Source organism: Anaerocolumna sedimenticola, from assembly GCF_009931695.1.
GTDB lineage: Bacteria > Bacillota > Clostridia > Lachnospirales > Lachnospiraceae > Anaerocolumna > Anaerocolumna sedimenticola.
In genome coordinates this window covers 3442743-3467642 of record NZ_CP048000.1, presented here as the reverse complement: position 1 = coordinate 3467642, position 24900 = coordinate 3442743, and the positions used below count along the sequence as shown (strand labels likewise).

Here is a 24900-nt window from a genome sequence, read left to right as displayed (position 1 = left end):
GAGCATTGGGATGAAGATTGTCCAGAAAATATTCTGATAAATGGGGCACGAGCCTAAAGCCCTCAACTACAGTTATATTAGAATACTTTGTACAAATATCCTTCACCTTATGACAGAACTTTGCAAGTACCTCTACCCCATCAGGTGAATCCCCCTCCAAATTGGTGTGATACAAAGTACCGGCCTATCTCCATATACTTCTGATAATCTTTCGTAATATTCCTCAATATCCTTCATACTTTCCGTTCCATATTGATTGGTACCCAAAGAGATAATTATTTTATCAGGAGAATAGCCTTCCATACTAACAAGTACGTTTTTATCATATATGTATCCGCCAATTCCCTGATTGATAATATCGTAGTTAAGTAGGCGATTTGCCACACTAACATAGGTATGTGCAGAACGTAATGGACCAAACCCCTGTGTTATGGAATCACCCATCCACAAAACCTTCTCCTTTTTCTTCACGGGAAACACGTCCGCATTAATCTCACAATTACGAATCAGAATGGTCGCATCAGCAGGCAAATAAACAATGACTTTCTTTTCCCCATCAGGCATTTCGAAGGATATTTTTCCCTCTTTCTGCAAATCTTTCATGTAATATATTTTTGTGATTAGTCCATCAACAGCAATCTCAATGGTGTCCTCTGACCCCAGCCAAATGATTTTGTACTCAAAAGAAAATTGCGTCGCTCTTGTACTAAACTCAAGTGTTTTGGAACTGGAAGCCTTACACCTGTCATACCAGAATTCAGAACTTTCCTTAAAATACTGCATCTGCTGCTGTGTATACTGAAAAGATTGTAAATATCCATCCTCAGTTTCACAAATGCTAAGTGCTCCGTAATAAATCTTCTTTAACTGTTCATTTGATAGTATCATATCATATCCACCTTTCTCGATCTTCTCAGATCAATGTATTTTAACTTAACTAAAATAACAATCCCAGAAGTTATAATGCCTCGGTCAGGCATCTTATTAATGAAGTTTCATTTCGGTAGTTCTTTGTTACATACTCAATGTGATAAACGAATGAAAAATTACTTTATTAGAGCAACTCTATAAATATGATTATTTGGATAGCTATATGTTGTCCTGCTTTAGAATTCCATATAGCAGCAAATCCAGAATTTCTCCCGGTATATGTTCATATTCTGTGGTCGCTATTTTTGTTTACTTCTCCGTTAAGAGGAAAACTATTACCTACTTCGACATAATATTACCCCGTAGCCTTCCAATTGTCAATTATTATAAACTCTCAATAAGTTATTAATCCTACGAATTATTTCCTCCCTTACTTGTACAGGCTTCAGACATTCACATTTATCGCCAAAACTGAGCAGCAGATTATATCCAAATTCATTTTGCTCAAATGGAAAGTTTACGATTAACTTGTTTTCCCCATAAGGCTGAATACTTTCTTCTCCGCAGTATTCTGAAATTTTATCTCTTAGGGATTCATGCACCAATAGTTTTATTATAATAATGTTTTTCCCTAAGTTGTCCCAGGCACCTAATGGTTTGGTATCAAATTCCCGTGGAATAAAAGTCTCATATAGAACTTCTATCGATGAAATACGAGATAGCTTAAAAGTACGGAATTCCTGCCTAAAAGTGCAGTAGCCTTGTAAATACCAATTTGATTTCTTCAAAACTAATCGGTAAGGCTCAATTTTCCTGTTGCTTTTTTTACCATCACTATTTGAGTATTCAAACGATAGAAATTTTTTCTCATCTAGTGCTTTCTTAATTTTCTCAAGATTGGGATGCAGCTTCCCATATCCAATCCACGGTGTAAGATCGACAGTGATTTGGTTTGACTTTAATTCAATATCCCTAATTTGTTCATCTGGAACTAAGCTTTTTATCTTTGCAAGAGTATTCATAATATCGTCATCTGTCAGTGCCCGTGAAATGCTTCCAAGGCTCATTAAAAGCGCTGTAATATCTGAAGTCGTAAATAGTTTTTTGTCAATCTTATATTCTTCCATAATTCCAATACCACCGTTAATCCCAGGATAAGTAATTATAGGTATACCTGCTGAGTTTATTGTTTCTATATCTCTATATATAGTCCTGGTACTTACTTCAAACATCTCAGCAAGCTTAGTTGCGCTAATTTTTTTACGTTGAAGCAATATCATAATAATGGATATCAGCCTATCAATCTTCAATTTCATCAGTCCTTAATAAATTTATATTATCATATAACTATGACATACTGCTGTCAAGGTTATATGATAGAATACAACAGTGTCAAAAAGAAAACTTTAATATTGATTTTAAAAATAACTTATAAAGGAGATGAAGATAATATGAATATAGTATTGGGGGCATCGGGACAGATAGGCTCAATGCTTGTCGATAATCTTTTAAAGAAGGGTCAACCAGTGAGAGCTATTATCCGGAATAGTATAAAAGCGCTGGAACTAAAAAATAAAGGTGTTGAGGTTGTTATTGCTGATTATTCAGATATGGAAGCCTTAAAAAAGTCCTTTTATGGAGGAAGGTCAATTTTTCTACTCACGCCTGAAAATCCTAATTGTAATAATTTTTTAATAGAAACTCAAATACTTTTAAATAATTTCAGAGAGGCTATTTTACCATCTGGGGCCACAAAAATTGTTGGACTATCATCTGGTGGGGCTCAGAACGAATCAGGAACAGGCAATCTAGAGGCTTCCTATATGCTGGAACATACATTCTCTGATATTAACATTGAACAAATATATGTTCGCCCTGCCTATTATTTCAGTAATTGGCTTGGGTATTTGGACTTAGTTAAGAACTATGGAGTTCTACCAACCTTTTTCCCACCTGAAATGAAGGTGGCCATGATTGCTCCGCCAGATGTTGCTGAATTTTTGTCAGACATAATGATTTGTAAAACCAGGCAAGAACGAATATATGAGTTAACTGGACCAAATCTTTATAGTTCTTTAGACATAGCAAAAATATTTGGAGATGTATTAAATAGAAATGTTAAAGTTCAGCAAGTGTTACCTGAAGAATGGGAAAGTACATTGATACAAGCAGGTTTCTCAAAAGACGGGGCAAAAAATCTTATGCTTATGACAAAAGCGGTAATTGATGGAAAGACAAAAAATGAAACCACCAATCCAATTCGTTTCTATACAGATTTTAAAAAGTATATGATAAATATGATATAAAGCATTCTATAATAAAGGAAGTCGACAAAATGACATAGCAAAAGGCAGTAGTTCTGTAATAGGGCTACTACCTTTTACTTCGTTCATTTAACATCAGTTCTCTAGTCTCAACCTATCCAAAAAACAGTAGTTTCATTGTCTCGTAAGGCAAAAAGCAGTTCTGTGGTCTCAACCCTAACCTATATTTCAGGTTCCGAAATTAACTCGGAGAATAAAAAACAAGGTTTCCATCAATCGTCTATAATAACCGAAAGCCTGGAAACCTTTGATACAAGCTATTTAAGCCTATTTATTTATCTTTGCGTGACATCAAAACTACCGTCTCCACATGGTTTGAGTTGATGGAATTGATGTCTGAGTACTATTTTTTATGGTATCTCTTCGTAGGAACATGTCAATGGGTTTTTCGATGATTTCTGAAAAATCGCCGTTCAAGGAAACATATCAATTACTCATGTGTTTCATCTACCAGTGGTTCTTCAGTTCCCGTGCTGATCCTTCAGGGTGGCGACGGCTTCCAGGTTTATGCTGACAAAGATTATGAGCTATGGAGGACTACGCTAAAGGGACATAAAAATGTTGCTTTCTAGCTCCATCCGGGCCTTAGCCATCTGTTTATGACAAACCAGAAATCTGCAAACGATGTTCCAGACATTACGGTATATAATGAACCAAACCATGTAAAAGCTCAAGTGATTAAGGATATTGCAGCCTGGGTGAAAAAGCAGTAACAGCTTTACATAAAGTGACTTCTTCTTATTTGTCTCATATGACTAAAGTGTCAAAAGCACCTACGGTGCTTTTGACACTTTAATCCTCATATAAAACCTCATCTATATGAAAACTGAAGCATATTAATAATTACTCTCATCAATTTTCGTGGCCTCTACACCTGTATGTGAGGTCAGCAAATTAGCAAAGTTCTGAATACCCATAAGCTCTGTATTGGTGTGGCTTCCAATCATCAGGTTTATGCCTCTATATTTCGCGTATAGCTGGAAATCCAAATTATAGCCTCCTGTTATATAGACATCACATTGATGATCAAGCGCTTCCTTTAATTTATTGATATCATCTCCACCACCTGCGTTGATACAGACTTTATGTATTAGCGTGTCATTGTTTTTATACCCTTTCACCGTTTCATTCAATATCATGGAAAGTTTATTCAATAGCTTTTCATAAGTAGTCTTCTCCACCAGTTCTCCAGTGATTCCCCAATAATAATCATATTGATATGGGATGATTTTCTTACAATTGATCAGCCCCAGGGCAACTGCTATGGAACGGCTATTACCAAAATCAGCATCATCCAGAGGTGCATGAAAAAAAGTATGTATTATATCATATACTTCAAGCATTTTATAGCATTCATCCTTCAACTCCGATATTGAGGGATGATGTGTAATCAAAAAATCCACCCTAAGTTGATGGGCCTTCTCAATAATCTCAGGTGTCAGGTTTACTACATAACCTATCCGTTTGATACTCCTGTCATGTTCATTGAAAAATTCCCATTCCTTCGGCATAACCATTAATTTTTTCCTGTCAAAAAGTGAAAGCAGCTTTTCTTTTACTTCTGAATATTGCATGGTAACTCCAATCTCAATTAATTTATTTAGCTCTCCTTTGATCCTATCAGTCCAAAATATATATATTGCATATATATTGCAATTTTCTTAGGAAGAACTTCGATTCATAGAAATTCTATTATATAACCTTTCACCAAAATTAAATATAAATAATCCAAGTAGAATAATCGTGCCTCCAAAGATTGTCGACCAATCCGGTATCTCCTTTGTTATAAGGAAACCCAGAAGAGTTGTCAATAAAGGGGTAATGAACATATAGTTACTTACGGTGGATGCATGTTTTGCCTTTGAAAATGCCTTAGACCAAGCCAGATATGCAATAGCACTGGAAAAAATCCCAAGTATCAGGATATAGAGCAGGTGGATTGGCATAGCATTCCTTATTTCTCTTACCGATGTCGGCAGGAAAATCGTAAGTATAAGTGTACCTGCAAAAATACTAAAGGTTGATACCTGTAAAGCAGAATAATCCTTCAATAATTTACGAAGTAACAGGTTATAAGCACTTAATGCTATCGCTGCAAAAAGCAGCCAAATAAGTCCGGTATTGACCGTAAATATCCCATCCATCAGCGTTAGTATAATAACACCTAAGAATTCTATTACAATTGCAGCCCATTGAAACCCTTTTAATTTTTCATGATAAATAAAATATGAGAATAATGCTGTCATTATAGGTACCGTCGCTATGACCACACTACTCATAGATGCCGTAACCCTTTCGCTGCCTTTATTAAAAGCAATTATGTAGAGGAAAAAACCTACAGCACCCGACATAAGAAACCACTTTAAATCGGCTATCCTTGGTATTTTCATTTTCATAATAAGTGCCAGGATGACCAGCGTGCAGGAAGCTACAAAATACCTTAAAAAGCCAACCGAATAGGCGGAAAAGTATTGCAGTACAACACGGGTAAGAACATATGCCAAGGACCAAAAAATAATGGTGACTGCTGCATACGGATGCGGACTGTCATTTATTTTCATAAGTCTTCCTTCTCCTTTCCTTAGTATTGTTTACAAATGTAAACTGGTTTGCTAAAATCATATCATAATGAATTGGTTTACAAAAGGTCCAATTCGAATGATATTATATTGGGCCGGTTAGAAAGTGAGAAGGATATGTTATATGTTGAATTAGATAAGAGCAAGAAGCGTCTTGTGAAATTACAGATATACAATCAGTTACGGGAAAAAATATTAACCGGTGAGCTCAAATCCGGTTTGCGTCTTCCTTCTACCAGAGAATTGTCCGGTGAGTTGAATGTATCCAGAAATACTGTCCTGTCTGCTTACGAAATGTTAATATCCGAAGGATATGTGCATAGCATTGCCGGCTCCGGTGTCTATGTAAATAAAGGATTTCATGCAATTAAGTATTCGGACAAAATTATAGACAGCCGTGTTTCATCGCTCTCCAACGATGTAATAACTCAGGACGTCATTGATTTTGATAGTGGAATACCGGCAATTGATCTGTTTCCAAGAGGAAAATGGAATAGAGCTGTCACACAGGCCTTTAATGAAGCTCCCATATCTGCTCTGGGATATGATTATCCGGAAGGTAGATTGGAGCTTCGGAGAACACTTGTTGATTATCTGAAGAAAGCCAGGGGGATTCAATGTGAGCCGGAACAGATTATAGTTACAACGGGCGCAAAACACTCGATCATACTTTAAATTCATATCAACTATAAAATCCAATAATGCTTCTTCGTAATCCTTTGTGTTATTTGTATTAAGTATTACTGCTATATCAATGTCTGATTCGGAAGTATTCGTATTTCTAGCTACGGATCCATATAAGATAACTTGCAATAAAACAGTTCCATATATAGTATTTAAACCGTAAAGTAGTTCCTGTATCATATTATCATTCACTAAAGGACACCTCTTTTCAAATAGTTTTTATACCAAGCAGCTTATATTAATTATATCCTGCAATTATATTTTAACACAATTTTCCCAGTAATAAAACGATATTTAACCATTCTTAATTAATTGACTAAAAAACAGCAATAAACCAGAGTATTTCCTACAACGTGAACTATTTCAACCTAAAATCATATATGCAGTCCGGTTTGTAATCATATTGTAATCATCAATGTTTTTCAAATTTAATTTATATAGTAAAATCAGTCTTTTCAGTGATTTTTTTTAAGGGTTCGAGTCCCTTTAGGTGCATTTTTTGTTGCCCAAAATCAGGAAGTATATCTGAAACCTTTGATTTTACCGGACATGTAAATATATTACATTTTCGTGAGTATGAAATCTTTTCCTCTATTTAACATAATGAGGCAGATTTTTATTTTAATATAATGATATTAAATCAGACTTTCTATAATTTTACTACAAGAAATAGAAAGAATTACATAAACTGAAATAACACAACAACCATTATCTTTTATTCTATCACTGTATAAAAAATCTTATTTGTATTCACTGTACTCTACTAATCTTTTTCGTTAGCCTATGCCTTAAATTACTCATATAATTGAGTCGGAAACATAATTACTTAGTAAATACATATCGTACTTATAATTGATATGGTCATAATTTAGATCCATTGGAGGAAATTATTATGATACAAGGAATTGAACAGCCAGATATCATTCAAATAAATTCAAGTTTAAGACTAAAAAAATTTGACGGTTATTTTGATTTTGCTTTTCAATGGTATCAAGATGAAGAAACTGTCAGACTTGTTGATGGAGAATATGCAACAGTATACGACATGGAGAAACTTCATAGAATGTATGATTACCTAAATAATCATGGCGAGTTGTACTTTATAGAAATACTTAAATTGAATGAGTATATTCCTATTGGTGATGTTACATTCTGGCAGGAAGATATACCCATAGTGATTGGTGATAAAAGATATCGAAATTGTGGAATAGGAACTCTTGTAATTAGAACCTTAATAAAACGAGCAATAAGTATTGGGTTCAAAACTATTTATGTGAATGAAATCTATGACTATAATGAGGTTTCAAGAGCTTTATTCTTAAGGAATGGATTTAATGCATATAAAAAAACAGAACGAGGTTCTGCTTATCGGTTGGATTTAGAAAAATATTATTAAATAACTAATTAGTTATGTTCATAGGTTATAAATGAAGGGGCTGTCGCACTAAATGCGGCGCCCTTTTTCATTTCCGCGAAAGCAAAGTGAGAATTAGCAAGCTTGCTTGCAATAATTCGAACGCGCACGCGAACCGAAGAAACTCGCAAAGCGTGTTTCTTCCGGTTAGAGATGTTTATCACATTTTAGGGTATCAAAATAGCGTGTGATTATTATCCAACAAAAGACACGTTCTCACTCGATTGCCGCACATAGCGGTACATAAGGTCGTGGCAGCCTTCCACTAACTCACATCAATAATTTCCCTTAAATTGACATCTTTGCATTAAAATGCTATAATATTATCAGTTCTTATATACGAATATCATTTCTATATCCGTATATTATTTATAAAATATAAGGAGGTTTTTAAATGACGGAAGATAAAAACAATCACCGTTCGACCAACCGTGTGCTTGATGTTCTTGAACTCATCGCTTCCAATCAGAAAGGATATACTTATACTGAGATATGTGAAAAAATAGACGCACCGAAAAGCAGTATGTTTCCCATACTACATACGTTAGTAGATCGCCACTATTTATTTATTGATGCTAAATCCAGATATAAAATTGACCGTGCCGCTTTTCAGGTAGGTAACAGCTATCTGGAACATCTCAACTTCTTAGAGGAAGCCCAGAACATACTGGTAAATATTGTGAATCGCTGTGCTGAGACCTGTCATTTCGCCATATTAAGCGAAGGGGACGTACTATATCTGAAAAAGATAGATTCGCCGGAATCAATCCGTATGTTCTCCAGCGTAGGCAAAAGAATACCTGCATATGGAACCGCTCTGGGTAAAGCCCTGCTAATGGATTACAATTTGAATGAATTAAAGAAACTTTATCCCAAGGGATTAGTTCCTTTAACCAAAAACACCATTGCAGATTTTGATCAGTTACAGGAACAGTTAATAAAAGCCAGAATGGACGGTTATGCCTATGAGATTGAGGAATCCAATGAATTCATCCGTTGTATTGCTGTACCTATACACCATAAGGGTGCCATTGTTGCAGCAATTAGTGTTGCCGTTCCAACTTTTCGTTACACTGAAGAAAAAAGTACACTTATCAAAATGTTATTATCAGATGCACAAAATAAATTAGAAAGTATTTTAAAAAATCTTGATGCGGATTTCAAACATCTAATATAAAAATAAGGCGAAAGAAGGAATTTATTCATGGATTTAGTTACAATTGGGGAAACCATGGTTTCATTTGTTCCAAAGAACTATAATTCCCTCCAGTATGGGGCAGACTTTACTATGCATATTGCAGGCGCGGAAAGTAATACGGCAATAGGAGTCCGGAAACTTGGCCATACAGCCGGATGGATAAGCCGTATAGGAAATGATGAATTTGGACAATTTATATTACGTATGATTCGAGCGGAAGGTATTGATACCTCACAAGTTACGGTAGATAAAGAACATAAAACCGGATTAATGTTTAAATCTATTTCTCCCTCAAATGAAACACGGGTAATCTATTACCGGGATTCATCAGCTGCGACGTATTTAGAACCCTCCCTTATCAGCGAGTCATATATTGCAGATGCAAAAATTCTACATATAACCGGAATTACACCAATATTAAGTAATAGCTGTTATGAAACATTAAGATATGCAATTAAAACAGCGAAATCAAATCAAACATTAATCAGTTTTGATCCCAATATTCGATTTAAATTATGGAAAGATCAAGACAACAGCAATATGATAAAAGAATTTATTTCTATGTCAGATATACTGTTAATAGGACGTGAAGAGGCTGATTTTTTATTTCATAGCAATAAAATAGATGTTATTTTCGATAGAATGTTTTCCTCATACAATCTGCAATATGTAGCTATAAAAGATGGAAGCAACGGAGCCTGGGTGGCAAATAAAGAGCAAAATCATTTTACACCCGCAGTAAAATGTAAGTCCATCGATTCCGTAGGGGCAGGTGATGCTTTTAATGCAGGATTTTTATCCGGTCTTTTAGATAATCAGGACCTTATTACCTGCGGCCGGTTAGGAGGAATTGCAGGTGCTTATGCTACAACTACTTTCGGGGATATTGAGGGTTTATTATCAAAAGAAGAAATGTTGGATATTCTAAATAATAAGACCATTGTAACAAGATAATCCGATATCTTATTAAGATTCAAACATAAAAGCGTTAGTATATAAAGTAAATATAATGTTGAATAGAAAAATATACCCTTTAATCAGTTAATGAAATTCAATAAACTATATATACGGAATCGGAGGATACCATGCGAAATATTATAAAAGAAAACCCCATCGTTGCCATAATGAGAAATATACCCCTTTCAATTACTACTGAATATATAGAAAGTATTGCAAGAGGTGGAATTAATTGTTTTGAAATTGCACTGAATTCACAGGATGCTGTCAATCAGATAAAACAAGCCCGGCAGATTAGTAATAAAGATCTTTTGATAGGTGCAGGAACCGTATTATCCGTAGAAGATGTTAAAAAATCTTTGGATGCCGGAGCGCAATTTCTCCTCTCACCTTCCATTAATACGGAAGTTTTGGAATACTGCGCCATTAATAAAGTCAAGCTGCTCCCGGGAGTTATGACACCTACTGATGTTAGTAACTGTATCCGTTACGGCTTTGATGTCCTGAAACTATTTCCTGCTTCTGATCTTCCCCTGAACTACATTAATAGTCTGAAAGGGCCTTTTGATAAAACGGATTATGTAGCTGTCGGAGGTGTTAATACGAAAAACTTTACCGAATTTTTAAATCGTGGGTTTCTTGGTGTGGGTATCGGGAGTAATTTAGTATCAAAAGAACACTTGCATAACAGGCAATGGGCACAGATAACCCTGGAGATAAAAGAATCAATACATTTACTCAGAAAGGATGAGGTTTATGAAAATTACAAAAATTAATACTTATTTAGTAAGACCTCGCTGGTGTTTTGTTGAAATTGAAACAGATGCAGATATAACCGGTTGGGGCGAAGCGGTAATTGAAGGAAAAGCGGCGACGGTTAAAGCATGTGTAGAAGAAATGAAAGATTATTTATTGGGTGTTGATCCCAAAAACATTGAGGACATATGGAATACCCTCTATCGCGGCGGTTTTTATCGCGGAGGTCCTATACTAATGAGCGCTATCTCCGGTATAGATCAAGCCCTATGGGATATAAAAGGCAAATATTACAATGCACCCGTTTATGACTTAATTGGCGGAAGCTGTAGAAATAATATAAGAGTTTATTCCTGGATTGGTGGGGACCGCCCTTCCGAAGTTGCACATGCGGCAAAAGAAAAAAAAGCAGAAGGTTTTACAGCAATTAAAATGAATGCAACGGAAGAATTACAATATATTGATACTTATGAGAAAGTAGATCAGGTTTTAGCGCGGGTATCTTCCATACGGGATGCCGTGGGGAAATATTTTGGAATAGCCATTGATTTTCATGGCAGAGTACATAAACCAATGGCTAAAGTTTTGGCAAAAAAATTAGAAGAATTTAATCCTATGTTTATAGAAGAACCTGTTCTTTGTGATAATATGGAAGGCTTTTTAGAAGTAGCCCGTTATACTAATATCCCCATTGCTACCGGTGAAAGGCTTTTCTCCAGGTGGGACTTTAAGAGATTGTTATCATTAGGCTGTATCGATATTATTCAACCAGATTTATCCCACGCCGGTGGGATTACCGAAGTGAAGAAAATTGCATCAATGGCAGAAGCCTATGATGTAGCTCTTGCTCCCCACTGCCCTCTTGGCCCTATCGCATTATCGGCTTGCATACAGGTCGATGCAACCTGCCACAATGCAATCATACAGGAGCAAAGTATGGGTATCCACTATAATGAAAATCGCAGTGTATTGGATTATGTCATGAATAAAGAAGATTTTAAATTTATTGATGGTAATCTGCCTATGCCTGTTAAACCAGGGTTAGGTGTTGAAGTAAATAAAGCACTGGTTCTGGAAGAAAATAAAACACCCCATAATTGGAAGAATCCAGTATGGCGTCACGGAGATGGATCCATAGCTGAATGGTAAATACTCTGGATAAATATTCTTTTATTAACCGGAAAAACACACTTTGCGAGTTTCTTCGGTTCGCGTGCGCGTTGGAATTATTGGAAGGAAGCTTGTTAATTCTCACTTTGCTTTCGCGGAAATGAAAAGCAGCCGTACTCCATCCTAAAGTCGGAATACGGCTGCTGCTTCCCTATTAAAAAATCTAAATTTAACAGAATTCCTATTCAAATAAATCTCCTTTCGTTTTCACATGTAATTTGACATAGATATTTAATTTATCGCTGCCAGAATCAAAAGTTGCTAATATAACTTCTTTAATATCCGATACTCCATGTGCACTTAACTGTCTATCCAGCCATTTTTCGTTTTTACCGGTTGATTTCAGGTTATTACTTAATATTTTTCCGTCAATTATTACATCAGCTAATATTTCGTTTTGCTGCGGATTTAAATTCAAATCAGATGTAGTAACCGGACGGTGTTTTGCAGAAGGGATAATACTAAGCTGTCCATTTGTCTCAAGTAGTGCTGTATGAATTTCTTCCAGATCAAAATATCCGCTGGAGCGGCACATTGCCAAAAATTCATTTATATCAATTTTTGCTTTTAATAAATTTTTTTCATATACCTGACCGTTTTGGTATAATAACAAGGAATGCCCTTCAAAAAATCTCCGTAGTACGACTGATTTACAAGTCAAATAGGATATCGAAAAGGATATAACGCCATAAACAATCATCGCCGTAAGAGGTTTAATAAAATCCCCCTCCAGAGAAGTCGCCATTTCAGCCGCTATGGAACCTATTGTTATACTGTTGATGTAATCATACATACTTAATTGTGATAATTCCCGTTTACCCATTAATTTTGTAAATATAAAAAGTATCACAAGCGAACCCAGGGATACTATAATTATCTTTAACACCTCCATAAAGAATTCCTCCTAATTTTTAAAATAATTTCTTTTGAAAGATAGGATATGCTAAAGCTGAAAAAATATTATAACTCTTTTTTTAAATAAACAAATTACAACAGGATATTTCAACGAGGAATTTATAAAAACCACAAATTTAATGAATACCTCATTACATTGTTATGGCATTACGCTTACGGGAATAAAAATATACATTATCCGATAATATATCTTCTTCCGGCACCTGTGTACGGTTTATATCCGTTACCATCTCACGAAACGTATTTTTATCCATCTTTTGATTGTTTTTCACTACTATGATTTCATGTATACTGCTTGGTAGTATATACAAATCGGAATCTAATTCTTCCGCGAGATTTTTTATTACATCAGGATAAATTAAACAGCTTGCTCCATTGATACCTTTTACATTAGATACTACAAACATATTGTTCGAACCTGGCATCTCGCATTCTTTAGGAAAATATCTGCTTTCAATCCCGTCGTCCTGGGATTGCTCCTGTAACTCGGTTTTAATAATCTCTGTAATAACATCATTCATTGATTTAATTACAGTAGGAAATAAAATTGGTGTGTTAATCCGGGCAACATTTTTTAAATCTTCCAATGTAATGTTCCAGTTTTTTAGATGTTCATTTGTAATTCGTATCGTTCCGATCCCATGTTCATTATTCTTAACCAGGCAATGGAAAGATATTGCCAGATCCAGAAATCGAATATGAGGGATTTCCTGCAATATTTTCTTATTTTTATCATAATTTATTAACCTGTAAATTATACAGGATTTCATCTCATTAAACTCATAACATATTTTTACAACCTCTTTATCTTCTTTATCCATTGAATTTCTGTAAATACAAATAATTTCTTTCACCAGCGATTTAATCGGTTCTCCATTTATGTAACGTTCGTAATAGGAATTTATATAAATATATGGTGTTATATACTCATCTTTCTTTTTAACAATCAACCCATCCAGCTCAATGGAATTATTTTTAATTACATGATTGATTTCTACGTGATACTCCTCCCCAACCTCCTTTTTTATTGTTGTTTTCATTAAACCAAGAAATTCTTGAAATCCAATTAATTCAAATGTCTCCTTATTTACCATAGGTTTTCTCCTTTTATAAAATTTTTTCTTTATTATATTCCGTTAATTTTTCTTTCGAAATAACCATATTCTCAAATATTTTCTTATAATACTATTTCAGGCATTTTACAGACATTCATACAAACATTTTCAAGCATTCGTAAGATAATTCTATTCTCTTTAATACTGGGATTAATGATTAAACCGTTTCGATTTTAGACAGTTGAAAAGATTAATAGATATTTAAAAAGCAATACTTTATTAATAATAGATAAAATCAGAAAATGATTTAGGCAATACGGATTATAGCATATTAATTAGTCTTACTTATGGAATAAAATGATATAAATTCTCGAATCATGATAAGTGTTTCTCGAATCACAATATATGAAATTTGAAAATATGAAATATGAAATAAGAAATATAAAATGTAAAATGTAAAATGTAAAATGTAAAATATAAAATATAAAATATAAAATATAAAATATAAAATATAAATAAAACTATGAATACTAAAAATTAACGGAACATATGTTTCTATAAAATTATCTTATCAAAATAGTGTTCAATAAGCAAGTAATTTTTTTTGAAATTATGGAGATTTTTTCTAATTCATTTTGTATACTTTTACATAATTATAATTAGATTACATGTTGTTCCCATACTCATTCATTTGTCCGCTCAGCGAAATACCAAGCTGCGCAGGCAAATAAAACATCCACATGGCTATTGTTGAAAAGCTATAAAGTAATGTAAACCACTTGCTGCTGATGAAGATAAAATCAGATAGGTTAAAAAAACCCACATTAATATCACATAATATAAATAATATCATACTCCCCGCGAATATAACTTTATTTTTATGTTTAGATTTAGCTGCAAGCAGAATAGCATCTATAACGTTAAAAAGTATACTGATAAAATAATAACAAGATATTATAATCAGCCATTCCATTTTAATCTTAATCACGATTAAAATGATCAGAACAATAGAAGTTATAATTAAATTTCTAATAAAATTCTTTAGAATAATGGCGGCAGTATCTCCAATCTTTAAATCATTACGCCATTTACCCAGGCGGATTAAATACAGACTTTGTACTATACAAAAAGTTACCAAACCGATTAAATAATAGTCCAATATTAAAATAAATAAATCTGATATAACAGTAAAAAGCAAAGCTAATCTAAGGATATGGATATCTTTCCGATCACAGTTACGGCTATCATATAAAATGGTAAATAAAAAGCACAGTATGATACCGGAGAATTTCAAGAAACTAGAAGCACTATATAAACTGCTTTGTGTAATATCGATGGTCATAAAACTAATATATACTAATATCTGAATTAATATATATACAATAATAAAACTCTTTTTATTACTAGTTCTATTATTACGAATCTCCTTATTACTTTTCCCTTTATTACAAATCCTTTTATTATTAAACTTTTTATTATTAAACTTTTTATTATTAAACTTTTTATTTGCAATTACCATACCTTTTTCCCTCAGTTTACATTCGTTGTAATAATCCATTTAGAAAGACCACTGATTTAATTACATTCACTGTAATTATCAGCGGTCTTAGTATTTGTGAAAACAATTGATTATAAGGTTCCTATCTTTTTTAAAACCTGATCTGCCATATCACCGGATACGGGTTCACTGAATAAGAATCCTTGCGCTTTATTACATTTCACACTCTTAAGAAATTGTGCCTGTTCATTTTTCTCCACACCTTCAGCAATTACGGCAATATCCAGATTCTGTGCTAAAGAGATAATTGTTTGAACAATGTTTTGTTCACTTCGATTATCCGTTACACTATCTAAGAAACTCTTATCAATTTTAAGATTATTAACCGGTAAACGCTTCAGATAATTCATGGAGGAATAATCCGTCCCAAAATTATCAAGAGAGAATTTAACCCCTAAATCCTTAAGCTTCTGTATCATTGCAACCGAGTATTCTAAATCCAGTAATGCAATAGACTCTGTTATTTCTAATTCTAGATTACCCGGATTGATTCCGGTTTCATTGATTGTTTCTCTAACCATATTAGCAAAATCCTGGTCCTTAAACTGACGTGCAGAAATATTAACAGCTATGGTAAGATTATGGAACCCTTCCTCCTCCCATTTCTTCAGCTGACAGCAGGCACTTTTTAATACCCAATAACCAATCGGAACTATCAATCCGGTTTCTTCTGTAAATGCTATGAATTCACCTGGGGATAATATTCCTTTTTCCGGATGATTCCATCGGATTAAAGCTTCAAATCCAACAATTTTTTCTGTACTTAAGTCAATCTGCGGCTGATAATAAACAATAAACTCATTATTTTCAATGGCTTTTCTAAGTTCGGATTGGATTTGTATCTTATCCATCAGTTTCTCATTGATAGCATCATTAAAATAAACAAATGTGTTTTTACCATTGGCCTTTGCCGCATACATAGCAGAATCCGCATTCTTAATTAATACCTGAGTTGTTTTTCCATCTTTGGGAGCAAGGGCGATTCCGATACTGACTGTAATAAAGTATTCTTTCATAGATAAAACGAAAGGATAGTCAAATATTTTCCGGATTTTCTTAATCTTTGCCTCATACTCACCGATATCCGTAAGATTTTGAGTAAGTACAACAAATTCATCTCCGCCGGATCTTGCAAGGTAATCATTATCATCCATAGCCTGTTTCAGACGATGTGTGACGTCAATTAATAATTCATCTCCGTAAGAATGTCCTAACGTATCATTAATTGCTTTAAAATTATCGATATCAACATTCATTATGGCAATAACTTCTTCATTCCTGAGAGTCAGCATAACTCCATCCAATACTTCCGTAAAGGCTAACCGGTTCGGAAGTTCTGTCAGATAATCTGAATAAGCTAACTTCTGCATCTTATCCTTGCTTCGCTTTAGTTCATCATATTTTATGCTAAGTTCATTTTTTGCTGTGGAAATTTCTTCGTAAGCAGTTTCTAATTCCGTATAATTGTTACTTAAATTCTGCTTCTCTAATAATGCAGCCTTTTCACTTTTTGTTTTACCATAACAAATAACCAAAAGGATGATCAAAAGGATTATTAAAACAAGTGCAGCTAAAATAATTATATTACCAATACCCCAATCAACTATATAAGCTTTCCCGCCATCTGTTAGTGTTTGCAGTTCTATCTTATTATATTGCATTCATTGCACCCCAAATAATTTAGTCCTTCCGCTTTACCAGCACTAAAAAAGCTCTGTTTGTTATCTATTATACCAATAATCAATGCATTAGGCAATCTTTTTTTCCCATATTATACAATATGATTCGTATATACGAACAAGTAAGTTTATGGATATTTATCGAAACGGAAGAAACCTAATGTGTGAGTTTCTCTGTTGTTCGAGCGTGCCGGAATTAATACAGGAAAGTTTGCATGTTTTCACTATGCTTTTACGAAAACCGGAAGAAACATATTTCGCGAGTTTCTTCGTTTTGCGTGTGCGTTCGAATTATTGCAAGCAAGCTTGCTAATTCTCACTTTGCTTTCGCGGAAATTAAAATCCGCCCCGGAATGATAGCAGTATCCGAGGCGGCAGTACTATATCGTTACTTATTTATTTTTTAGATATTCATCAATACCTTTTGCTGCGGCTTTTCCGGCACCCATGGCAAGAATTACGGTTGCCGCACCGGTTACGGCATCTCCGCCGGCAAAGACACCTTCTTTTGTGGTTTGACCGTTTTCTTCATTTGCAATGATACATCTGTATTTATTGATATCAAGTCCCCTGGTGGTTGAGGAAATAAGAGGATTCGGACTTGTTCCTAAAGACATAATAACCGTATCCACTTCCAGTTCAAATTCAGAATCTGACTTCTCTACAGGTCTTCTTCTTCCTGATGCATCGGGTTCACCGAGTTCCATCTCTACGCAGATCATCCCCTTAACCCATCCGTTTTCATCTACCAATATTTCCTTAGGATTAGTTAATAATTTAAAGATAATTCCCTCTTCTTTTGCGTGATGCACTTCTTCTACTCTGGCAGGAAGCTCTTCTTCACTTCTTCTGTATACAATATATACCTCTGCTCCAAGTCTTAATGCAGTTCTGGCAGCATCCATGGCTACGTTACCGCCGCCGACCACCGCAACTTTTTTGCCTGCGGCAATAGGGGTATCATAACTTTCATCAAATGCTTTCATCAGATTACTTCTTGTAAGATATTCATTTGCTGAAAAAACACCATTGGCATTTTCGCCAGGAATACCCATGAATTTAGGAAGCCCTGCTCCGGAACCTACAAATACGGCATCAAAACCTTCCTCTTCCATTAATTCATCAATTGTTGTGGATTTTCCAATAACTACATTAGTTTCAATCTTGACACCCAATGCTTTTACATTCTCAATTTCCGTTTTTACAACAGTATCTTTTGGCAGACGGAATTCCGGTATACCATATACCAATACACCGCCCGGCTCATGTAATGCTTCAAATATGGTTACCTCGTAGCCCATCTTGGCTAAATCACCGGCGCAGGTTAAACCGGCAGGACCGGAACCGATAACAGCTACTTTTTTACCATTTTTTACGGAAGGAATTTCCGGTTTTATATGATTCTCTCTGGACCAGTCGGCAACAAAACGTTCCAACTTGCCGATGGATACCGGCTCTCCTTTAATTCCCCGGATACATCTTTCTTCACATTGGGATTCCTGAGGACATACCCTGCCGCAAACAGCAGGAAGTGCTGAATACTGACCGATAACTTTACTGGCAGATTCAATATTACCAGCTTCTACTTCCTTAATAAATTCCGGTATATCAATGGATACAGGACAACCCGTTATACATTTGGCATTCTTGCATTTTAAACAACGGCTGGCCTCCTCCATAGCTTCTTCCATATTATATCCTAAACATACTTCACTGAAATTATGTGATCTTACTTCTGGATCCTGCTCTCTGACAGGTATTCTTTTTAATACATCCATCCCTTTAACTCCTATCTGTTGTATTAAATGCCCTAAAGGCAAAACCTTAGTTGTAATTAATTATCACTGCAGCCGCAGCCGCCTCCTTTATGAGTGGCACCTTCCCTTTCCTTTAAGATGGCTCTTCCCTCAACCGTCTTATACATCTGCTGTCTTTTCATGGATTCATCAAAGTCTACAAGATGGCCATTAAATTCAGGACCGTCCACACAGGCAAACTTCACCTGGCCCCAACGGTTAAACGGCAAGCTCCACACATACCGGTTCCGTCTACCATGATAGGATTCATACTTACAATTGTATGGATTCCTAATTCTTTCGTAAGGATACATACAAACTTCATCATAATGATCGGACCAATGGCTATAACCAGATCATAATGTTTCCCCTGATTATTAACCAGGTCTTTAATGCAGTCATTTACATTACCTTTAAAACCATAGGAACCGTCATCGGTTGTAACATATACATTTTTTGCAACCTGTTTCATCTCTTCTTCTAAAATAATCAGTTCTTTATTTCTTGCACCTATGACACAATCTACATCAATCCCAAGATTTTTCATGTATTTGACCTGGGGATAAACAGGTGCCGTACCTACGCCGCCGGCAACAAAAAGGATATTTTTCTTTTTTAGTTCTTCAATGGGTTCATCCACTAATTCGGATTTACATCCCAAAGGACCGGTAAAATCACGGAAACCATCCCCTGCTTCATACTCTGCCATTCGTTTCGTGGAATTTCCTAAAGCCTGAAATACAATGGTAACCGTACCGTCTTCACTGTTATAGTCACATATAGTTAAGGGAATTCTTTCTCCCTTCTCGTCCATCTTCACTATTACAAACTGACCCGGATAACAAGATTTCGCTACCCTGGGTGCATGTATATCCATAAGATAAATATTTGGTGCCAATAACTCTTTTTTCAATATCTCATACATGTTGTTTTCCTCCATTTCCGTAAACCTGCTAAAAACTTAAGCATTTAACAACTTTCTACATTATAAAATATAATCATTAAAAAATCCAGTATTTTTATTTAGGAAAGATGAATAATATTCCGAATTTCCATAATAATTAACTATAACTTAATTCATAAATTCTTAAGATTTTATATCTGTCAAATTTATTTTTACATGATAAGCTATAGTCGGTTATATTAAAAGATTTTATAGGAATAAGACTGAATTAGTTAAATAATTACAAGACTATATAAATATAGAAGTTTTCTCCAAAATAATATATAATAATGTAAGATATTACATAAGGGAACAGGGAGGATCGGTTAATGTATAACATATTAGTATGTGATGATGATAAAGATATTGTAGAAGCAATTCAAATCTATTTAAGTGCAGAGGGATATAAAGTAATTAAAGCTTACAACGGAAAAGAAGCAATCGAAATTATTAATTCCAATGAAATCCACCTGGCTTTATTGGATATAATGATGCCACAGATGGATGGTATCCGGGTTACTATGAAATTAAGGGAAAATAACAGTACTCTTCCCATTATATTACTGACTGCAAAATCAGAGGACAGTGATAAAGTTCTGGGATTAAATGTTGGTGCGGATGATTATATAACAAAACCGTTTAACCCGTTAGAATTAATCGCCAGGGTAAAATCCGCACTCAGACGTTATACCAAGCTTGGAAGTATTGTTACGGAAGAACAGAATATTTACTCTTCCGGCGGTTTAGTGGTAAATGATGACCGTAAGGAAGTGTATGTTGATGATGAACTTATTAAACTAACTCCAATTGAATATAACCTGTTAAAATTATTGGTAAAAAATAAAGGGAGGGTTTTTTCTATCAATGAAATTTATGAATTGATCTGGAATGAGCCTTCGTATGGTGCTGACAATATTGTTGCAGTTCATATTCGTCATATTCGTGAAAAAATTGAAATCAACCCAAAAGAACCGAAATATTTAAAAGTTGCATGGGGAATTGGATATAAAGTAGAAAAATACTGAAAGGAAGTTGTACAATGAATAAATTGAAAGGTTCCTTCCTTATGAAGGTTTTGATACATATAGCTCTTTTTCTGTGCGGCCTTAATCTTCTGATTGGGTCCTATCATATTTTAAATTATCTGGATTCCTATTCTGCCAGTACGAATGACTTTAAAGAAACCTCTGAATTCCAAAGCAAATATTTAAAGTACGTTGAAAGGGTAGCCGTATACGCCGATTATCGTGAGAAAGGTTACACCGGCAGTTTAGGTTATGACTCTTCTTCCCTTGATTTATCCGAATTATTTAAGACAGATAAAGAAAAACCCAGATATTCCGATACGGAAGAGCAACAGGCAGATTTTGATTATTATAACGCGATTTTAAATCAGCCAAACAGTAATTTTTTATATTATGTTAAGAACTTAAAAACAGGTAAGGTTTATTATTCATCCGATCTTGAAAAAACTCTGTCTGCCTTAAACAAAAAATATGGCGACGATGCTATGGATGCTTATCTGGAAAGTGTTAGAACGAATCCTGCTTATCTTATCATTAACACGAAAACGGAACGTTATGCCACAAATGTAAACCGGGATTATCAATACCTTAATGATGAGAATTTAAGGTGGGTAATGGATTATATTAATGGTAATTTTGTAAGCAAATATATAAAACCGGATTTAAGCCGCGGAGAATACATCATATGTACTTCCATAGTAAACGGCTTCCCAAACCATAATGATGAATTCGGAACTTTGTATCAGGAATTCCAGAAGCTGCATGATAATTACCAAAATTCCTTATATCCGGTTCCTGTCTCTTTTCTGTTTTTATTGTTATTTTTAGGAATCGCCATAACTTTTTCCGGTCACAAAAAAGGTTCGGAAGCTATTATTATAAATGGATTTGACCGGTGGTATACCGAACTCGGATTTGGTTTTGTCGTATCGGGAATTATTATATTAGCTCTAATCGCTTATAATATCTGCTTTTTATTATACCGGCAATTTAGATTAGATATGATTTACTTAATTTTGCTGGCCTATTTGTTGTTATATCCTTTCTGTATGTTTGGATTATTAAGTCTGATACGGAGAATTAAAGCAAATATATTATTTGAGAATTCCCTTATGGTCCGATTTTTAATAAATCTTCGCCTATTCATCCATGATTTTTTTGCTCAGCAGAATATAACCTACCGTGTATTTGCAATTTTAATTTTATTTGCAGCAATACAGTTCGTTGCTTTTTATTTATATAATTATCCTATTTTCTTTGATGGGAAAGAAGAATTTTTTATTATATCCGCAGCCGGTTATCTCTATTTAGGTTACGTTTTCTTAAAAGCCGCAATCGATTACAATATCATTACGAAAGAGATAAAGAAAATAGCTGATGGCAACCTGACACATAAAATTCCCGTAACACCAATGCATGAACCTGCTCTTTCGTTGGCTGAGTATATTAATAATATAGGTGATGGTCTTTCCGCTGCTGTTGATGAAAAGTTAAAAAGTGAAAGGCTTAAGACAGAATTAATCGCTAATGTTTCTCATGACATTAAAACGCCTTTAACATCTATCATTAATTATGTGGATTTATTAAAGAAAGAAAATTTGGAAAACGATACAGCCAAAGGTTACCTGGATATCTTATCATCCAAAACCTGGCGGCTGAAAACATTAATCGAAGATCTCATGGAAGCCTCCAAGGCATCTTCCGGTGCTATTTCCTTAAACCTGGAATGTCTCAATCTGGTTGAGCTTGTAAGACAGTCCATCGGTGAATTTGAAGACCGCTTTGTCGACCATAATTTGGAAGTGGTTTTAAATATGAAAGAAGAACCCATTTATATCATGGCAGACGGCCGGAGCACCTATCGGATCATAGAAAATATCTTTTCAAATGCAAATAAATACGCTTTAAGCGGTACAAGAATCTATGTTGATATCTTAACAGATGAACATAATGTAACGGTTTCCGTAAAAAACATTTCTGCTAATAAGTTAAATATTAATTCGGACGAATTAATGGAACGTTTTGTCCGCGGCGATTTATCCCGTAATACGGAAGGCAGCGGCTTAGGTTTGTCTATCGCAAAAAGTCTGGCTGCACTCCAGAATGCTGTTTTTGATATTGAACTGGACGGAGATTTATTTAAAGCGATCTTAAGGTTTAAGAGAATCTATATGAACAAAGCGGATATGTCCACATCAACTCCCGATAGTCCACACTCATAAGGGACTTTTTGTCCCATAGGGCAAACTTTCCTATGAGACAGGAAAGAGTTTGACTTGTCAGACTCTGGTGCTGATAAGCTGTGACTCGGTGGCAGCTTCCGGCAGTGAGTCATGTGGATCCTGCCGTGGGAACTGCTTCTGCCTGATGTTAAAATACTGCCAGATTATTAATAGTTGCCAGATAATTATTTTTATAACGCTTATCTAAAGATACATCTTCTCCAAACCATTCCGGAGGTTGAAAGGCTTCGGCCTTTTCTTCATCCGGAAATTCTACCTCAACAAATATCAATCCCTCCAGATATCCATGGAATTCATCTAATTCCGCAGTATAATTATTACCGATAGGTATCAGATAACGGGTTTTTGTAATCAGGTAATCATCCACTTTACTTCGTAAATGTTCGTAGGCTTCTTTGACTAACGGCAATTCTACTTCTTCACAGGTTAAGGCGATATCCTTGGGATTATCTTTCATATTTAATCTGGATTTGTAGGTTAAATAATATTCTTCATTACTTTTACGGATGCGAACAATCGGATTGATACACAGGTAACCCTGTTCGATTTCTTTTTTCGGATATCGGTCTAAACCCTCCGGTTTATTTAATATTTTAAATTTACGTTCTATTTCCATACTTTTGTCATTGGGAACGGTAAATGTCCCATTAGGACTGCCATAAAATTTAAAATCTATCTTACTTGGGAGAGAAAGAACCCTCTTATTCCGGGATTTAGCACAAAATGTGGGAAATAGATACTATATTCCAGACCCAAGCTCAATACATTTATAATTCTACAACAGCTCCTTGCTCCTTTCTATTATAATTACAATCTACTTTTTAGCCATAAAGGCCACTACAGCAATAATACTGAATTAATAAAATTATACTAATTACGTATCAATCGCATATCATACTGATTGTCCTTAATCTCATATCCGATTTTACTATATACCCTGTTAGAAACAGGGTTCCTTTTATCAACAAATAAAGCGCAGAATTGATTTCCATTATTCAGCATTTCTTTACTAAGGCAATACATAGTAGTTGCCGCATACCCCTTGTTCCTGTAGTTCTTTGGGGTATAGACATAATTCACACAGATTCCGTTAACTAATTGTCTGGAAGCGGCAGCCATAGATACAATTTCTCCATCCGGTTTTTCAAAGGTATACAGCCTTCCGTTTTCTATCATCCTGGCGGCTTTAGGAATTTGATCTTCATATAAGATTTCTTCCCCTAAAGCCTCTTTTGCAAATTCCACCATCCATTTTGCAATTTGATTAACTTCCGTATTATTTGCTTTTCTGGCAATTCCTTTTACTAAATCAATATCCTTTAAGGTTCTTAGTTCCATAATATCCATAGGGAGACGTATCTTAAATTCACTCTCCGGTCTTTTTTTCTTATACTCCGAAATAAACAAATCACAAATTGCTTTATTCCCATTGATTCCTGTTATCTGGATATTATTTCCAATTATGTAATCCACTATAGGCGAAATTGCTTCTTTTATTACAGTACCGGAGATCCAATGGATCAGCAGGTTAAAGGGAAGTACATTGGCAAAAAGTACGAACGGATGATGAAACTCATCCGCCACCCTGCCAAATATCATGGACTGATTGGTTTGCAAATCCCTGTTTGCCATAGCATTAAATAAAATTAATTGACTCACAGATTCCTTTTCCAAAAGAACTGTTTCATTTTCCTGTAGAAATTTTTCAACTGTACGATAGATTTTAACCTGCAT

20 protein-coding genes and 2 pseudogenes are annotated in these 24900 nt (G+C 34.8%); 9 read left to right on the top strand and 13 right to left on the bottom strand.

Going from position 1 to position 24900, the window contains the following annotated elements:
• Nucleotides 1-132: 132 nt before the first annotated feature.
• Nucleotides 133-888 carry an SGNH/GDSL hydrolase family protein gene (locus tag Ana3638_RS15275; RefSeq protein ID WP_161838809.1) on the bottom strand — a complete coding sequence of 252 codons (756 nt, stop codon included), beginning with the start codon at nucleotides 886-888 and terminating at the stop codon, nucleotides 133-135.
• A 359-nt stretch (nucleotides 889-1247) separates the two neighbouring features.
• Complete coding sequence (locus tag Ana3638_RS15270; RefSeq protein ID WP_334297116.1) at nucleotides 1248-2186, bottom strand: helix-turn-helix transcriptional regulator; 939 nt, start codon at nucleotides 2184-2186, stop codon at nucleotides 1248-1250.
• Between the two features lie 57 nt (nucleotides 2187-2243).
• Between Ana3638_RS15270 and Ana3638_RS15265 the strand changes: the two genes are divergently transcribed.
• On the top strand, nucleotides 2244-3176 hold the full coding sequence (locus tag Ana3638_RS15265; protein ID WP_246240254.1) for an NmrA family NAD(P)-binding protein: 933 nt from the start codon (nucleotides 2244-2246) through the stop codon (nucleotides 3174-3176).
• 854 nt (nucleotides 3177-4030) lie between these two features.
• Here Ana3638_RS15265 and Ana3638_RS15260 read toward each other — a convergent pair.
• Nucleotides 4031-4768: a Nif3-like dinuclear metal center hexameric protein gene (locus tag Ana3638_RS15260; RefSeq protein ID WP_161838807.1), complete on the bottom strand. Its 738-nt coding sequence runs from the start codon at nucleotides 4766-4768 to the stop codon at nucleotides 4031-4033.
• A gap of 87 nt (nucleotides 4769-4855) precedes the next feature.
• On the bottom strand, nucleotides 4856-5755 hold the full coding sequence (locus Ana3638_RS15255; RefSeq protein ID WP_161838806.1) for a DMT family transporter: 900 nt from the start codon (nucleotides 5753-5755) through the stop codon (nucleotides 4856-4858).
• A gap of 135 nt (nucleotides 5756-5890) precedes the next feature.
• On the opposite strand from Ana3638_RS15255, the gene Ana3638_RS15250 reads away from it, so the two are divergent.
• Nucleotides 5891-6448 carry a GntR family transcriptional regulator gene (locus Ana3638_RS15250; protein WP_161838805.1) on the top strand — a complete coding sequence of 186 codons (558 nt, stop codon included), beginning with the start codon at nucleotides 5891-5893 and terminating at the stop codon, nucleotides 6446-6448.
• A gap of 15 nt (nucleotides 6449-6463) precedes the next feature.
• Here the strand turns inward: Ana3638_RS15250 and Ana3638_RS27085 are convergent.
• Nucleotides 6464-6637: pseudogene (locus Ana3638_RS27085) on the bottom strand (nucleotidyltransferase domain-containing protein); the annotation flags it as partial.
• Nucleotides 6638-7349: 712 nt separating this feature from the next.
• Between Ana3638_RS27085 and Ana3638_RS15240 the strand changes: the two are divergent.
• From Ana3638_RS15240 to dgoD, 5 genes are all read left to right on the top strand, one after another.
• Nucleotides 7350-7853 (top strand): GNAT family N-acetyltransferase, encoded by a 504-nt coding sequence (locus Ana3638_RS15240; RefSeq protein ID WP_202621503.1) that lies wholly within the window; start codon nucleotides 7350-7352, stop codon nucleotides 7851-7853.
• Between the two features lie 412 nt (nucleotides 7854-8265).
• Nucleotides 8266-9048 carry an IclR family transcriptional regulator gene (locus tag Ana3638_RS15235; protein WP_161838804.1) on the top strand — a complete coding sequence of 261 codons (783 nt, stop codon included), beginning with the start codon at nucleotides 8266-8268 and terminating at the stop codon, nucleotides 9046-9048.
• 27 nt (nucleotides 9049-9075) lie between these two features.
• Nucleotides 9076-10023 carry a sugar kinase gene (locus Ana3638_RS15230; protein ID WP_161838803.1) on the top strand — a complete coding sequence of 316 codons (948 nt, stop codon included), beginning with the start codon at nucleotides 9076-9078 and terminating at the stop codon, nucleotides 10021-10023.
• 131 nt (nucleotides 10024-10154) lie between these two features.
• Entirely contained in the window at nucleotides 10155-10802 is a 648-nt protein-coding gene (locus Ana3638_RS15225) for a bifunctional 4-hydroxy-2-oxoglutarate aldolase/2-dehydro-3-deoxy-phosphogluconate aldolase (RefSeq protein WP_161838802.1), read from the top strand.
• Complete coding sequence (gene dgoD / locus Ana3638_RS15220; protein ID WP_161838801.1) at nucleotides 10783-11931, top strand: galactonate dehydratase; 1149 nt, start codon at nucleotides 10783-10785, stop codon at nucleotides 11929-11931. Before Ana3638_RS15225 ends, dgoD begins: the two co-directional genes overlap by 20 nt.
• A 202-nt stretch (nucleotides 11932-12133) precedes the next feature.
• Here the strand turns inward: dgoD and Ana3638_RS15215 are convergent, their stop codons facing one another.
• The 6 genes and pseudogenes from Ana3638_RS15215 to Ana3638_RS15190 form a co-directional block, all read right to left on the bottom strand.
• A complete protein-coding gene (locus Ana3638_RS15215) occupies nucleotides 12134-12844 on the bottom strand; it encodes a DUF421 domain-containing protein (RefSeq protein ID WP_161838800.1) in 711 nt (236 codons plus the stop codon).
• Between the two features lie 154 nt (nucleotides 12845-12998).
• Nucleotides 12999-13961 carry a DUF5688 family protein gene (locus Ana3638_RS15210; RefSeq protein ID WP_161838799.1) on the bottom strand — a complete coding sequence of 321 codons (963 nt, stop codon included), beginning with the start codon at nucleotides 13959-13961 and terminating at the stop codon, nucleotides 12999-13001.
• Between the two features lie 625 nt (nucleotides 13962-14586).
• The gene (locus Ana3638_RS15205; RefSeq protein WP_161838798.1) at nucleotides 14587-15480 is read right to left on the bottom strand and encodes a lysoplasmalogenase family protein; all 894 of its coding nucleotides are present in this window, start codon (nucleotides 15478-15480) and stop codon (nucleotides 14587-14589) included.
• A 71-nt stretch (nucleotides 15481-15551) separates the two neighbouring features.
• Nucleotides 15552-17141, bottom strand: a complete 1590-nt coding sequence (locus Ana3638_RS15200) for a putative bifunctional diguanylate cyclase/phosphodiesterase (protein ID WP_161838797.1) — start codon at nucleotides 17139-17141, stop codon at nucleotides 15552-15554.
• 410 nt (nucleotides 17142-17551) lie between these two features.
• Complete coding sequence (gene gltA, locus Ana3638_RS15195; RefSeq protein WP_161838796.1) at nucleotides 17552-18937, bottom strand: NADPH-dependent glutamate synthase; 1386 nt, start codon at nucleotides 18935-18937, stop codon at nucleotides 17552-17554.
• A gap of 56 nt (nucleotides 18938-18993) precedes the next feature.
• Nucleotides 18994-19880: pseudogene (locus Ana3638_RS15190) on the bottom strand (sulfide/dihydroorotate dehydrogenase-like FAD/NAD-binding protein).
• Between the two features lie 347 nt (nucleotides 19881-20227).
• Here Ana3638_RS15190 and Ana3638_RS15185 point away from each other — a divergent pair.
• Together Ana3638_RS15185 and Ana3638_RS15180 are read left to right on the top strand one after the other, a co-directional pair.
• Entirely contained in the window at nucleotides 20228-20923 is a 696-nt protein-coding gene (locus Ana3638_RS15185; RefSeq protein WP_161838795.1) for a response regulator transcription factor, read from the top strand.
• Nucleotides 20924-20937: 14 nt separating this feature from the next.
• The gene (locus Ana3638_RS15180) at nucleotides 20938-23145 is read left to right on the top strand and encodes a sensor histidine kinase (protein ID WP_161838794.1); all 2208 of its coding nucleotides are present in this window, start codon (nucleotides 20938-20940) and stop codon (nucleotides 23143-23145) included.
• Between the two features lie 148 nt (nucleotides 23146-23293).
• Here the strand turns inward: Ana3638_RS15180 and Ana3638_RS15175 are convergent, their stop codons facing one another.
• Complete coding sequence (locus Ana3638_RS15175; protein WP_161838793.1) at nucleotides 23294-23782, bottom strand: CYTH domain-containing protein; 489 nt, start codon at nucleotides 23780-23782, stop codon at nucleotides 23294-23296.
• Nucleotides 23783-24036: 254 nt separating this feature from the next.
• A complete protein-coding gene (locus Ana3638_RS15170; protein WP_161838792.1) occupies nucleotides 24037-24900 on the bottom strand; it encodes a GNAT family N-acetyltransferase in 864 nt (287 codons plus the stop codon).